This is a genomic window from Tessaracoccus defluvii (assembly GCF_014489575.1).
Lineage (GTDB): Bacteria > Actinomycetota > Actinomycetes > Propionibacteriales > Propionibacteriaceae > Arachnia > Arachnia defluvii.
In genome coordinates this window covers 593,802-607,053 of sequence record NZ_CP060789.1, presented here as the reverse complement: position 1 = coordinate 607,053, position 13,252 = coordinate 593,802, and the positions used below count along the sequence as shown (strand labels likewise).

The window sequence follows — 13,252 nt, the reverse complement described above, 5'->3', positions numbered from 1 at the left end:
GTTCAGGGGAGGTCGAGGGCGGCCACCTGTCCGATCACGACGATCGCGGGCGGGCGGACGGCGTTGGCCTCGGCCACGTCGGCGATGTCGGCCACCGTGGCGCTCCAGGACTGCTGCTGCGTCGTCGAGCCGTCCGCGACGATGGCCGCAGGCGTCGTGGCGGGCAGGCCTGCGTCGACCAGGGCCGCGGTGATCTCCGGCAGGAACTTCACGGCCATCAGGAGCACGAGCGTGGTGCTGGTGGCCGCGAGCGCCTTCCAATCGAGCTGGCTGCTTGGATCGCCGGGCGGCACGTGGCCCGAGACGACGGTGAACCCCTGCGAGAGGGACCGGTGCGTCACGGGGATGCCCGCCAGCGCAGGCACCGCCACCGCCGAGGTGACGCCGGGGATGACGCGCACGGCGACCCCCGCCTCGGCGCACGCCTGCCACTCCTCCCCTCCCCTGCCGAAGACGAAGTTGTCGCCGCCCTTGAGGCGCACGACCCGCAGCCCGCTGCGCGCCCGGTCGATGAGGATCGCGTTGATCTCCTCCTGCGGCGTGAATGCGCCGCGGGGGATCTTCCCGACGTTGATCAGCTCCGCGTCGGGGCGGGCCTCCTGCAGGGCGCTGACGGGCCCGAGCCGGTCGTGGACGACGACGTCGGCCTGCCTGATGGCCCGCAGGCCGGCGACGGTAAGGAGGTCGGGGTCCCCGGGGCCTCCGCCCACGAGGACGACCTCACGGGGTGTCAGTTCCTGCTGCATAGTGTCTCCATAATGTCGACGAGGGCCGCGACGAGGCCAGCGTGGTGGTCGGGGGTGCGGGCTGCGAGCCGCAGCCACGTGGGGCCGAGGCCCGGGAAGGATTCGCCTCGTCTGACGGCGTATCCGCGTGCCGCCAGCGCCTCGCGGAGGGAGCCGGGGGCGATGCTGGCGGTGTCGACGAGGACGAAGGGGGCGGCCCCGTCGACGGGGGCGAGGCCGATGCCGCGGAGCCGGCCGGCGAGGTCGGCCCTGGCCGCCTCAGCTGCAGCGGCGAGCCGCCGGGCCTCGTCGCGGCGCCCCTGGGAGAGGCACGCCACCGTTGCGGCGACGGCAGGCGTGGACACCGACCAGGGCGGCTGCTGGGCGGCGAGCAGGGCGATCGTGCGCGGATCGCCGACAACGTAGCCCGCCCTGATCCCCGCCAGTGCCCACGTCTTGGTGAGCGAGCGCAGCACGATCCGGCGGCTCATGTCGCCCCCGATGAGGCTCTCCGGTTCACCGGGGACCGCATCGAGGAACGCCTCGTCGACGACGAGGGTCCCGGCCCGCAGCGCGAGCAGGTCTCCGCGGCGGTGCAGCACGCCCGTCGGGTTGGTGGGGTTGCCCACGACGACGAGGTCGGCCGCCGGCACCGCGTCGGGGTCGAGCCGGAAGCCGTCGGCGGCGGAGAGGAGATGGCGCAGGGGTGAGCGGCCGGCGGCGACGAGCGCCGCCTCCGGTTCGGTGAATTGGGGGTGGATGACGACGGCGGCGCCGTCGAGCGCCCTGGCGATCAGGGTGAACGCTTCCGCCGCCCCGGCGACGGGCAGCACCATGTCCTCGTCGACGCCGTGGTGGGCGGCGATGGCGGAGCGGGCCGGCGCCGGGTCGGGGTAGGCGGCCCAGTCGGCGGCGTCGCGGGTGATGGCGTCGACGAGCCAGCCCGGGGTGCGTCCCCGCCGCACGTTGACGGCGAAGTCGACCAGGCCGGGCGCGAGGTCACTGTCGCCGTGGTGCGCGAGGTCGGGCTCCGGCGCGGTGTCCGGTGCGGCCGTCGCCTCGTCCCGCCACCGGTGAACGGCGTCGGTGAACCGCTGCGCCAGCTGCGGATGCCCCGCCCAGTGCGTGTGCAGGTAGGAGGCGTGGATGGTGGGGGTCGCCACGCCGTCCGGGCGCCCGTCGAGCAGCCAGGCCGGCTGGTCGCCGGGGGCGGCGGCCGTACGGTGGAACTCGTGCCCCGTGACAGTCTCGCCCACCCGTCCGAGGAGGGTGTCGGTCTCGACGGTGGCCTCCCGGTAGCCCATGGTCAGGCGCGCCGTCATCGCCGAGGTGCCTGGCAGCGCCCCGACCATCGCCTCGCCGTCGAGTTCGCGGCACAGGTACAGCAGCCCGGCGCACTCGGCGACGGTGGGGACTCCCGCAGCGATGGCGTCGCGGATCGCGGCGAGCAGTTCCGTGTTGGCGGCGAGTTCCCTGGCGTGCACCTCCGGGAACCCGCCCCCGAGCCACAGGCCCGCCGTCCCCGCGGGCAGCGCTGTGTCGGTGAGCGGATCGAAGACGACCGGCTCGCAGCCGCCGGCGATGAGGAGCTCGTCGGTCTCCGCGTACCGGAACGTGAAGGCCCGTCCGCCCGCGACCGCGACCCTCGGCCGGCCGGTGGCCCCTGCCCCGCGGGGAGGCGCAAGCGGCGGCCGCCACGGCTCGGCCGCGAGCGGCGGCGCGGTCCCTGCCAGCGCCAGCAGGGCATCGAGGTCGACGTGCGCGGCGACGACATCGCCCATGGCGACGATGCCTGCGTCGTCGCGCTCGGCCGCGGGGACGAGGCCGAGGTGCCGCGAGGGGGCCTCGATCTCGAGGTTCCGCGGCAGCGATCCCAGCACGGGGACGCCGACGCGTTCGACCGCCGCGCGTGCCTCGGCCTCGTGACGGGAGCTGCCGATCTGGTTGAGGACCACGCCACCGATGCGGATGTCGGGGTCGAAGGTCGCCATGCCGAGCACCAGCGCGCCGACGCTGCGGGACGTGTGTCTGGCGTCGACGACGAGGACGACGGGCGCGCCGATCAGGCGGGCGACGTGCGCCGTGGACGCGAACCCGTCGCTGCCGAGCCGTCCGTCGAACAGCCCCATGACGCCTTCGACGACGGCGACGTCGGCGCCGCTGGCCCCGTGCAGCAGCAGCGGCGCCATGAGCTCCTCGCCGCACAGGAACGGGTCGAGATTGCGGCCGGGTCTCCCCGCCGCGAGCGTGTGGTAGCCGGGGTCGATGTAGTCGGGCCCCACCTTGAACGGGGCAACGTCGATGCCGCGGCCGCGCAGGGCGGCCATGACGCCGGTCGCCACCGTCGTCTTGCCGTGCCCGGAGGCGGGGCGGCGATCACGAGGCGTGGGATCACCATTCGATGCCCGCCTGCCCCTTCTGCCCCTTGTCGAAGGGGTGTTTGACCTTTGTCATCTCCGTGACGAGGTCGGCGAGGTCGAGGATGGGCTGCGGGCAGCGGCGTCCCGTGATGACCACGTGCTGGATGCCTGGGCGGTCCCGCAGCGTCGCGGCGACCTCGTCGACGTCGACCCAGCCCCACGCCATCGGGTAGGTGAACTCGTCAAGCAGCCAGAAGCGGTGCCGCTCCTCCGCGATGCCCTGCCTGACGTGGGCCCAGGCGGCCTTGGCCGCATCCTCCGCGCTCACCTCGCCGCCGTGCGCCGACCGCATCCAAGTGCAGCCGGTGCCCATCCGTTCGAACGTGACGTTGCCGTCGAGTTCGCCGAGCCTGGTCAGGGCCTGGTACTCCCCCGTCGTCCATGACGCGGATTTCACGAACTGGTAGACGCCGACGGACCAGCCCTGCGCCCACGACCGCAGCGCGGTGCCGACGGCGGCGCTGGTCTTGCCCTTGCCGTCGCCGGTGTAGACCAGCAGCAGCGGACGGTTGCGCCGCTCCTTCGTCGTGAGACCGTCGTCGGGGTCGACGGTGGTGCGTCCTCTGGTCACGCTTCCTCCAATACGATGCGGGCATGATTGTCGATCGAGACGGGGCCCTGCTCGGGCGCACGCCCGGCCTGCCGGACGAGGTTTTCGCCAGCGATGGCCTCATCACGAAGCGGGTGCTCCGCGCGAGCGCCATTGCGCATCTGCGGCCGCTGCCCGGGCAGCTGCTGTGGGACGTCGGCACCGGCGCAGGTTCGATCGCCGTCGAATGGTGCCGGGCGGCCGATGGGGCCCGTGCCATCGGCGTGGAACGTCGGTCCGACCGGGCGTCCCGGGCCCTCGGCAACGCCGAGCGGCTCACCCCGGAGGGGGCCTTCCGGCTCGTCGAGGGCGACGCGGCCGAGGTGCTCGGCGGGCTGCCGGCCCCCGACGCCGTGTTCGTCGGAGGCGGCGGCACCCTGGAGGTGCTGGAGCTGGCCATGGCGGCTCTGCGCGACGGCGGCCGACTCGTCGTGCACGGCATCACCGTGGAGGCCGAGCTGCTGTGCGTGGCCGTCCACGAGCGGTGGGGCGGGCACCTGTCGCGGATCCAGGTGGAGAACGCCGAGCCCCTCGGGTCGCTGCTGGGCTGGCGGCCGAACCGCACCCTGATCCAGTGGGCGGTCGAGAAGGTCTAGCACCCGATCACCCGGGCCACGTCGTCGACGGTGCGGGGCAGCGGATCGACGGGGAGCCCCAGCCGGTGCAGGAGTTCCAGCTGCCAGGGGCGGCGGAGCCGGGCCACGGAGAGCAATTCCTCGTCGCCGAGGAGCGAGGGGTCGCCCTGTCGGACGCGGCGACCGCCGACGACGGCCACCTCGTCGGCCCATGCGAGGGCCAGGTCCACGTCATGCGTGGCCAGCACGACGGTGGTGTCGAGGCCGGCAAGGGTCGCCGTCAGCTCGGCGACGCCAGCAGGGTCGAGCCCCGCCGTCGGCTCGTCGAGCAGCAGCACCGCCGGACGCATCGCGACGGCGCCGGCGATGGCGACCCGTTTGCGTTCACCGTAGCTGAGCTGATGGGTGGGCCGCTCCGCCAGGTGCGTGACACCCAGCAGGGCGAGGGCTTCCTCCACCCGAGAGCGTGCGTCGGCCTCGGCGAGCCCCAGGTTGAGCGGGCCGAAGGACACGTCCTGCGTGACGTCGGCGGAGAACAGCTGATCGTCTGGATCCTGCAGCACGAGCTGCACGAGGCGACGGTGAGCGCGCAGGGAGGCGCGGTCGTGGCCGAGTGCCCTCCCTCGGCCCGGACGGTGCCGCGGATCGGCGGGAGCGCGCCGGCCAGGCTGCGCAGCAGCGTCGTCTTGCCGGACCCGTTCGGGCCCAGCAGCGCCATGCGGACGCCGCGGCGGATGGTGAGGTTGGCTCCCTCCAACACCGGCGGCTGACCGCGGAAACCGGCTGTCAGGTCCGCCGCGCCGAGGATCTCGGTGGCGGCGCCGGCGGTCACGCTGCCGCCAGGGAGAGGAGCCACACGCCGGAGACGCCGGCCGCGGAGAGCGCCACGAACGGCCAACTGCGGTGCCGCACCGGGGCGAGCGTCGTCAGGGACTCCTCGTAGCCGCGGCCCTCCAGCCCGTGCTGCAGCCGGGCGGCCCTGTCCCAGGTCCGCAGGATGATGGTGCCGGTGGTCGCGGCGAGTGCGGCCCAGCGGCGCCGCGGTGACGCCTCGTCGCCGAGCCGGGCCCGCTGCGCCGACCGCACGGCCAGCGTGGTGGCCAGGAGCAGGAACAGCAGCCGGTAGGTGAGCGACGCGATCTCGAGGAGAACGTCGGGCAGCCGCAGCCCCCGCAGCCAGGTCAGCAGGTCGATCATCGGCGTCGTCGTCGCCAGCACCATCATGGCGAGCGTGCCGGCGATGCCGTGGGCGAACAGGCCCGCCGCCGTCGCAAGTCCCTCCGCGGTGAACCGGAGGGGGCCGATGCCCCACCCGTCGCCGCCGAAGTGGACGGCCACGGGCAGGGTGCCGAGCAGCAGGAACGTCAACGGCGCCACCAGCACCGTTGCGAGGAGGGAAGGACGGATGCGGGCCGGGCCGACAATCGCAAAGACGGAGACAAGGGCCACGGCCACGCATCCGGGCCAGGGGGGCAGGAGGAGCGCGGTGAGCAGCAGCGCAAGGCTGAGCAGCACCTTTTCCCCCACCCGACGCCGCCGCCAGGGGCTTGCCCAGGCGGCGTCGTCGATGGAGAGGGTGGTCATTCGAGCGGGGCCAGCTCGCGCTTCATGGCGGCACGCCCGCGCAGCTGCCCGAGAGCGAATCCCAGGATCCCTGCACCGATGGACGCCTGGACCGCGAAGAGACCCGACTCGATCTCACCGCTGCCCGGCTCGAAGACCGGGCTGAACCATGGCTCGGCCCCGTACTCGTCCTCCAGGATCGCGGTCACGGCGGCGTCGGTACCCGCGAACGCCTCCTCCCCCTCCTCCGCGGGAGGCGCGAGGACGAAGCTGAGCGCGAAGATCGCGACGATGCCCGTCACGAGCGCGAGCCCGATGAACCAGTCCTTGGGCTTAAACACCTGCCACCTCCCGGTCCGCGGGGACGACGCCGAGGCGCGCCAGTTCGGCCGGCGCGACACGGGTGAAGAATCCGAAGAGGAGGATGCCGAGGATGCCCTCGGCGATCGCCAGCGGGACCTGCGAGACGGCGAAGATGCCGAGGAACTTCGCGGCCGCCCCCCAGAATCCGGTGGCGGCGTCCGGGTAGGCGAACGCCAGCTGGAAGGACGTGACGCAGTAGGTGGTCAGGTTCGCCACCACCATCGCGGAGAAGACTCCGAGCCAGGTGGGGGCCTTCACCGTCCGCAGCAGCCGCCAGATGCCGTAGCCGGCCCAGGGGCCGGCGATGGCCATCGAGAACACGTTCGCGCCGAGTGTGGTGAGGCCGCCGTGGGCCAGCAGCAGCGCCTGGAACAGCAGCACCACCGTCCCCAGGAACGCCATCACGGGCGGCCCGAACAGCACCGCCCCTGCCCCCGTGCCGGTCGGGTGCGACGAGCTGCCCGTCACCGACGGCAGCTTGATCGCGGACAGGACGAACGTGAACGCGCCGGCCGCGGCGAGCAGCAGCTTGCTCTCGGGGGACCTTCGCGCCTCCCGGATGACCGCCCGCGCCCCGTGGACCACGAACGGTGTGGCCACGGCGAACCAGGCCGCGCATTGTATGGGTGGGAGGAAACCCTCTGCGATGTGCATCTCACTCCTTCCGCCGGGATTCAGCGCCCCGGACGTTGGTTCGTGCTGGCCGAGTTTCTGACTTCCCCCCGGATGAGGGGCTCACAGTGGCGCGACCGTCCCGGATCTATTCCCGGATTCCTGTGCCTGCACGAAGCATCTGTATAGTTGCCCGGCCAGTCTCCCAACCGCCGTCTGCGGTGCCCGCACCGGGGTCGGTTAACACCGGACCGGCTGGGCGCGCCGCTGACGGCGGCCGGCTCCTAGCCTTGGCGGGACGTGTTGGTGAGCTCGTCGGTGCTCGCGATGGCGTTCACCGCGGCAACCGTCACGGCGCTGCCGCCGCGCCTGCCCCGCACCACCAGATAGTCGAGGCCGTAGGGATTGGCCGCAAGGGCCTCCTTCGATTCGGCTGCGCCGACGAAGCCGACGGGGATGCCGATGACGGCCGCGGGCTTGACGCCCGTCTCCCCCACCAGTTCCAGCAGCCGGAACAGCGCCGTCGGGGCGTTGCCGACGGCGACGACGGCCCCCTCGAGGCGCGGCAGCCACAGATCGACGGCGGCCATGGTCTTCGTGATGCCCTTCGCGGCCGCCACCTCGGCGAGCGCCGGGTCCTTGATGTGGCAGACCACCTCGTTGTCGGCGGGCAGCCGCGAGACGATGATGCCGGTGGCGACCATCGACGAGTCGCACAGGATGGGGGCTCCGGCGCGCAGTGCAGCGTTGGCGGCCGCCACCACGTTCGGGGTGAAGGCCACGTCGTCGGCGATATCGGTGGCGCCCGCCGCGTGCACCATGCGCACCACCGCGCGGCTGACGTCGGCCGGGAAGCGGGCCAGGTTCGTCTCGGCGCGGATGATCCGAAACGACTCCTCGTAGATCTCCTCGCCGGTCCTGAGATAGCCGGTCACGATGCCTCCTTGGCTAGTGCGGAGCGGACGGACGCGAGCAGCGCGTCGCGGACGCCGCGGGAACGGACGGGGTCACGGCTGCCGAGCACGCCGACGGTGACGCCGTCGGCGTTCATAGTCGTCGCGGTCCAGGCGCTGCCGCCCGTGGCGTCGTCGGCCCGGACGCAGAAGGTGCGTCCCGCCTCCGCCTCGGCTGCGACGAGGGCGTTGACGCGCGGGTCGTCGGTCTGTGCCAGCGCGTACCAGGCGCCGGCGACATCGCCGTCTGCGTAGCGCCGCCGCTCCCAGGCAAGCCGCCCCTGCGCGACGAGGGCCTCCAACGCCGGTGTCGCCTCCGGGGAGATGAGGGTCACGTCTGCGCCCGAGTCGAGCAGCCGCGGCACCCGGCGGGTCGACACGGCGCCGCCGCCGACGACGACGACCCTGCGGCCGCCGAGCCGCAGGCCGCTGAGGTAGGCGGGGGCCCCCGCCCCTGGGGCGTCCAGCAGCGTCTGCCGGTAGCGGTCGGCGACCACGTGCGCCAGTTCGTCGCAGGCGCCGATCACCTCGGCGACCCGCACCTGCGCGTCGGGGTGGGCGGCGGCCCAGGCGGCCGACTGTTGGTGTGTCCAGGTGCGCAGCCGTCCCGGGAACAGCCAGTGCCCCATGACGACGATCTTCCTGCCGCCGGCGGCGTAGGCGCGGTCGAGGGCCTCGGGAAGGCTGGGCCGGGTCACCTGGATGAATCCGGGCTCGACTCCCTGCCAGCCGCCCGTCTCGAAGTGCAGCCGAGCGAGCCGCACATGGTCGGCGTTGGCGTCGGGCACCAGCGCGCCACGCCCGACGAGGACGACCGTCGTGTCGGCGGGTACCCAGTCCCCCATCACCGCCGCGATCCTAGCGCGGACGGCGTCGATGAGGCGTGGGTCGGGCCCTAGGTGGGTCGCGTAGTCGATCCTGGCGCCGGGGAGGGCCTCCAGCGTTTGCTCGATGAACTCGGGGATGTCGATGCGGACGTGGCCTCCGGTGCCGAGCATCAGGGGGACGACGACGGCGCGCGGATCGTCCTGGCCGCGGAGCACGTCGACGAGCACGTCGGGAATCGACGGCGAGCTGAGCTCGACGAAGCCGATCGCCACCCGCCTATCCGGCAGCAGGGCCTGCACCCTGTCGGCGAGTTCCCGGCTGACGGCCTCCCCCTGCGGGTCGCGGGTGCCGTGGGCGGCGATCACGAGTGGGGTGGTCATGCGGTGGGCTCCTTCGCTTCGGTGGGCATCCAGGCGTAGTCGCGGGGCGTGACGATCCGGGTCTCCCCGCCGCCGGTGGTGACGAACCGTGTCGTCGACGATCCGACGACCACGAGGGAGTTCATGTCCACCCATTCGGGGTTGAACTCCGCCAGGGTGCTGGTGATCACCTTCTGCCGCTTGCGGCAGGCCTGCTGCACCACGGCGACCGGTGTGTCGGGCGAGCGTCTGGTGCCGAGGATCTCGAGGGCCCGCGGCAGGTGTCGCAGCCGGGTGCGGCTGCGCGGGTTGTACAGGGCGACGACGAAGTCGCCGTCGGCCGCGGCGAAGAGCCGCTTCTCGATGTTCTCCCAGCTGGTGTGCAGGTCCGAGAGGGACAAGGTGACGTGGTCGTGGCCCAGCGGGGCACCGAGGATCGCGGAGACGGCGAGGCTGGCGGTGACGCCGGGCACGATGTCGACGTCGATGCCGTCGGTGCCCTGCTCGAGGACGGGGCTGGCCATCGCGTAGATCGCCGGGTCGCCGCCGCAGACCAGCGCGACGTTCTCGCCTCCGCGGGCGGCGTCGATGGCGGCGGAGGTGCGCATCTCCTCGGTGCCCATCTTGGACGCCAGCACACGGGTGCCGGGGCGGATGAGGTCGCGGATCTGCTTGACGTAGGGGCCGTAGCCGACGACGAAGGTGGCCTGCCGGATCCGCTCGATCGCACGCGGGGTGAGCAGGTCCCGGACGCCGGGCCCGAGCCCGACGACGCTGAGCCGTCCCCGCACGGGGATGCGGCCGACGGCGCAGGTGGCGTCCGAGTTGCGCTGTTTGGGGACGAGTAACTCGGCGCCCTTGGCGAGGACGGAGGCCTCCGCTACCGACGGGGTGCCGACGTGCCCCTGCACGAGCGCGCTGGGGGTCGGCACGTCCTGCTCGGCGAGCACCTCCGGTGTGAAGTCGACGAGCGGCACACCGAGCTGTTTGACCAGCTGCAGCAGCCCGATCTCGCCGGCCTTCAGGTCGACAGTGGCGATGGCGGCGACCGACTCGAGGGCCAGGTCGTTGGCGGCGAGTGTCTCGGTGAGCAGGTCGCGCAGCGTCTCGACGGGGGTGCCGCGGTTGCAGCCCATCCCGACGATCAGGCTGCGCGGACGCAGCACCACGGTCGGCAGGTCCGCCGGAGGCACCTCCACCCGGTCGGTGACCACGATCCGCGCCGCGGCGTCCGCGGCGTCGACGGACACGTTGCTCGGCAGCGGTGGCAGGGCCCACGGCTGCGCCCGTTCCACCCGGACGGGGGCGCCGTCGATGAGGGCACGGGTGACGCCGGCGACATCCCCGGCGTAGGGCCAGCCGAGCGTGTCGAGGGCGGGCAGGTTGAGCGCGTCGGTGGCGGTTGTGAGGACGGGCGTGGCGCCGAGGCCGTCGGCGATGCGTCGGGCCAGGTCGTTGGCTCCGCCGGTGTGGCCGCCGACGAGCGGCACCGCGAACCGTCCCGCCTCGTCGATGACGACGACGCCCGGGTCGCTGCGCTTGTCCCGCAGCAGCGGGGCGACGAGCCGGGTCGTCGCGCCGAGCGCGAGATGGCTGACGATCAGGTCGCATTCAGCCCAGGCCCGCGGCAGCAACTCGGCTGCGGGGCCGTCGTAGCGGACGGAGGTGACCCCAAGGGCGGCGTCGATCCTGTCGGCATGCCTGCGGGCGGCGGGCGAGTTGACGACCTGCCCGATGAGCGGCTCCTCGCCGCCGGCGCGTTCGAGGTGGGCGCCGGAAATGAGGGCGCGGGTGTCGGGTGTGCCGTCGAGGATCAGCACCACGTTGGGTTCGGCGACATCGTCGAGGGCGACGGCGGCGGCGGCCGTCAGCACCCGCACCCGCTCGTCGTCGGCCCCCAGCCGCTCGGCGAGGACGAAGGTGCGGCCGAGGTGGCCAACGGCGGCGGCGAGCTCGGCGACCCCGGTCCCCTGCGAGGTGAGGACGGCCACTTTGGGGTGCCACTTGGCTGCGGCGACGGCCTCGTCGATCGGCTTGCCGTGCGCGGAGACGACCAGCGCGTCGTCCCACGGCAGCGCGACGGCGGCGAAGGCGGCGGCGACGGAACTGACCGCCGGCCGGACCCGCACCTGGTGACCGGCCAGGCGGATGCGGCGCGCGATGCCGTGGAAGCCGGGATCGCCGCTGGCGACGACGAGGGCGTCCTGGTCGGGCCGCAGCGTGGCGAGGCGTTCGAGGGCCGGGGTCAGCGCGCCGAGCACCACTTGCCGGTCTGGATCGACGTCCAGGTCGGCGAGGTGGCGGCGCCCGCCGACAACCAGGGCGGCCGTGCGGGCGAGGGTGCGGGTGTCGTCGGAGAGTTCTCCGAGATAGCCGTGGACGTGGATCATGGCGTCGTCTCCTGGGTGTGGACCGCGCCGGCACCGTTGGCGCGCAGGTCGGATTTCGCTTCGGGGTCGGCGGCGCGGTACTCGTGCCGGAAGCCGGGATGATAGAGGTGGGAGCGGGTGCCGCTGTGCCCCTCGGCCAGGGCGGGGCCGACCATGACGATGGTGTGCTTCCACAGCTTGTGTTCGCGCATGGTGGCCGACAGATCGTCGAGACGGCAACGCAGCATCATCTCGTCGGGCCAGGTCACACGGTAGCCGACGATGCAGGGTGTCTCCGGCGGGTAGCCGCCGGCCAGCAGCTCCGCCTGCAGCTGCTTGTTGCGGGCCGCGGACAGGTAGAGCGCCATCGTCGCCCCGTGGGCCGCGAACCCGCGGACGGTTTCGCGGGGCGGCATGGGTGTGCGTCCGCCCTCCAGCCGGGTGAGGATGAACGACTGGCACACCTCGGGGATGGTGATCTCGGCGTTCATGCGGGCGGCGGTGGCCGAGTAGGCCGAGACTCCTGGGACCGTCTCGTAGTCGAGGCCGAGCTGGCGGCACTGCTCGTACTGTTCGCCTGTCGCGCCGTAGATCGACGGGTCGCCTGTGTGCACGCGGGCCACCAGCAGCCCCTCCTCGGCGGCGCGCCGGTAGTGGGCCTCGGTATCCTCCAGCGCCTCGGTGGCCGAGTCGACGATCAGCGCACCGGGCTTGGTGGTGGCTACGATCCCGGGGTGGACCAGCGACGACGCCCAGATGACGATGTCGGCCTCGGCAATCACGCGGGCGCCGCGGACCGTGATCAGGTCGTCCGCGCCGGGGCCTGCGCCGACGAACACCACCTTCCCCCTCACAGCCGTCCCCCCGTCGTCTCTCCACGGCGGGCGGGGGCGAGTACGGTGCTGAAGTACGGGGCGGCCCGGTCGTCGTCGAGGTCACTGAGCCGGTGCAACTCCTGGTGGTCGAGGCCGATGTTGACGCCAAGCACGGCGTCGCGGCCCTTGCCGCGGATGGCGGCTGCCACCTCATGGAGGTGCCGTCCCCCCTTGTACGCGACGACAGTGTCGACCGCGTCCAGCAGCTCCGCGAACCTCTCCATCCCGGCGGTCACGGGAACCAGCGCAAGAGTCTCGGTGCCCTCGACCAGCGGGGTGCGGCTCTCAGCAGCCAGCGCCTGCATCGCGGTGACCCCGGGCACCACCTGGATCTCGACATCGGGTAGGAGTTCAACCACGTGGGCTGCCAGGTAGGAGAACGTGGAGTAGACGCTGGGGTCGCCCACCGTCGCGAACACGACGATGTCAGCGCCCTCACGGAAGGCCCCGACGGCGGCGTCGGCGGACGTCTGCCAGGACGCCTTGCGCTTCTCGCTGATCCCGCTCCTGCAGGCCATCGAGAAGGGGATGCGCAGGATCCTGGCGTCAGGGCAGTTAGCGGTGACGATCTGCTCAGCCCGGCCTGGCCCGTCGCCGGACTCCTCCGTCGCCGGTACCAAAACGATGTCTGCCGATGCGAGCAGCCGGACCGCCTTCACGGTCACGAGCTCGGGGTCGCCGGGGCCTACGCCTACGCCGACCAGTTGGGGATGCGCCACGAGGGTCTGCCTTTCTGGGTGTCCTCGCCCATGGAAGTGACTGGCACGAGACGAGTTCCTGACTTCCCCGGGACGGGTAACAGTGGCGGGACCGTGCCGGACTTCCACCGGCTTCCTCGCACCCTCGTGCGCCACCAGTCTCGCAGATCGTATCCTGCCGGCGACGCGCGGGGTCCCCTACCCCTCTGCCGCGGTCGCCACCGAGCGCCGCTTCGCGCGGCGGATGGTGAGGATGACGCCCCAGTGACAAGGGCCAGCACGACGACGTCGGGCTGTTCCTCCTGGACCTGCGGCGGGCCGGG

11 protein-coding genes, 2 pseudogenes and 1 riboswitch are annotated in these 13,252 nt (G+C 72.8%); of the genes and pseudogenes, 1 reads left to right on the top strand and 12 read right to left on the bottom strand.

Features of this window, described 5'->3' with window-relative positions; all coding sequences use genetic code 11:
* Positions 1 to 2 precede the first annotated feature (2 nt).
* From cobA to cobO, 3 genes and pseudogenes are all read right to left on the bottom strand, one after another.
* On the bottom strand, positions 3 to 746 hold the full coding sequence (cobA, locus tag H9L22_RS02815; protein ID WP_187721508.1) for a uroporphyrinogen-III C-methyltransferase: 744 nt from the start codon (positions 744 to 746) through the stop codon (positions 3 to 5).
* Positions 731 to 3,123, bottom strand: a pseudogene (locus H9L22_RS02810) (cobyrinate a,c-diamide synthase). Before H9L22_RS02810 ends, cobA begins: the two are co-directional and overlap by 16 nt.
* Positions 3,117 to 3,716 carry a cob(I)yrinic acid a,c-diamide adenosyltransferase gene (gene cobO / locus H9L22_RS02805; RefSeq protein ID WP_187721507.1) on the bottom strand — a complete coding sequence of 200 codons (600 nt, stop codon included), beginning with the start codon at positions 3,714 to 3,716 and terminating at the stop codon, positions 3,117 to 3,119. The pseudogene H9L22_RS02810 and the gene cobO overlap by 7 nt, the downstream one beginning before the upstream one ends.
* 23 nt (positions 3,717 to 3,739) lie before the next feature.
* On the opposite strand from cobO, the gene cbiT reads away from it, so the two are divergent.
* Positions 3,740 to 4,330, top strand: coding sequence for a precorrin-6Y C5,15-methyltransferase (decarboxylating) subunit CbiT (gene cbiT / locus H9L22_RS02800; RefSeq protein WP_187721506.1), 591 nt, complete (start codon positions 3,740 to 3,742; stop codon positions 4,328 to 4,330).
* Here the strand turns inward: cbiT and H9L22_RS02795 are convergent.
* The 9 genes and pseudogenes from H9L22_RS02795 to cobI form a co-directional block, all read right to left on the bottom strand.
* A pseudogene (locus tag H9L22_RS02795) lies at positions 4,327 to 5,141 on the bottom strand (energy-coupling factor ABC transporter ATP-binding protein). The gene cbiT and the pseudogene H9L22_RS02795 overlap by 4 nt on opposite strands.
* Positions 5,138 to 5,893: a cobalt ECF transporter T component CbiQ gene (cbiQ, locus tag H9L22_RS02790; RefSeq protein WP_187721505.1), complete on the bottom strand. Its 756-nt coding sequence runs from the start codon at positions 5,891 to 5,893 to the stop codon at positions 5,138 to 5,140. The pseudogene H9L22_RS02795 and the gene cbiQ overlap by 4 nt, the downstream one beginning before the upstream one ends.
* The gene (locus H9L22_RS02785; RefSeq protein ID WP_187721504.1) at positions 5,890 to 6,213 is read right to left on the bottom strand and encodes an energy-coupling factor ABC transporter substrate-binding protein; all 324 of its coding nucleotides are present in this window, start codon (positions 6,211 to 6,213) and stop codon (positions 5,890 to 5,892) included. Before H9L22_RS02785 ends, cbiQ begins: the two co-directional genes overlap by 4 nt.
* Positions 6,206 to 6,889 (bottom strand): energy-coupling factor ABC transporter permease, encoded by a 684-nt coding sequence (locus tag H9L22_RS02780; RefSeq protein WP_187721503.1) that lies wholly within the window; start codon positions 6,887 to 6,889, stop codon positions 6,206 to 6,208. The genes H9L22_RS02785 and H9L22_RS02780 overlap by 8 nt, the downstream gene beginning before the upstream one ends.
* 242 nt (positions 6,890 to 7,131) lie before the next feature.
* Positions 7,132 to 7,785 (bottom strand): precorrin-8X methylmutase, encoded by a 654-nt coding sequence (locus H9L22_RS02775; protein ID WP_187722537.1) that lies wholly within the window; start codon positions 7,783 to 7,785, stop codon positions 7,132 to 7,134.
* Complete coding sequence (locus H9L22_RS02770) at positions 7,779 to 9,008, bottom strand: CbiX/SirB N-terminal domain-containing protein (RefSeq protein ID WP_187721502.1); 1,230 nt, start codon at positions 9,006 to 9,008, stop codon at positions 7,779 to 7,781. The genes H9L22_RS02775 and H9L22_RS02770 overlap by 7 nt, the downstream gene beginning before the upstream one ends.
* Positions 9,005 to 11,377, bottom strand: coding sequence for a precorrin-3B C(17)-methyltransferase (cobJ, locus tag H9L22_RS02765; protein WP_187721501.1), 2,373 nt, complete (start codon positions 11,375 to 11,377; stop codon positions 9,005 to 9,007). The genes H9L22_RS02770 and cobJ overlap by 4 nt, the downstream gene beginning before the upstream one ends.
* Positions 11,374 to 12,210 (bottom strand): precorrin-4 C(11)-methyltransferase, encoded by an 837-nt coding sequence (gene cobM / locus H9L22_RS02760; RefSeq protein WP_187721500.1) that lies wholly within the window; start codon positions 12,208 to 12,210, stop codon positions 11,374 to 11,376. The genes cobJ and cobM overlap by 4 nt, the downstream gene beginning before the upstream one ends.
* A complete protein-coding gene (cobI, locus tag H9L22_RS02755; RefSeq protein WP_187721499.1) occupies positions 12,207 to 12,950 on the bottom strand; it encodes a precorrin-2 C(20)-methyltransferase in 744 nt (247 codons plus the stop codon). Before cobI ends, cobM begins: the two co-directional genes overlap by 4 nt.
* Before the next feature lie 32 nt (positions 12,951 to 12,982).
* Positions 12,983 to 13,108, bottom strand: a riboswitch (cobalamin riboswitch).
* Between the last annotated feature and the right edge of the window lie 144 nt (positions 13,109 to 13,252).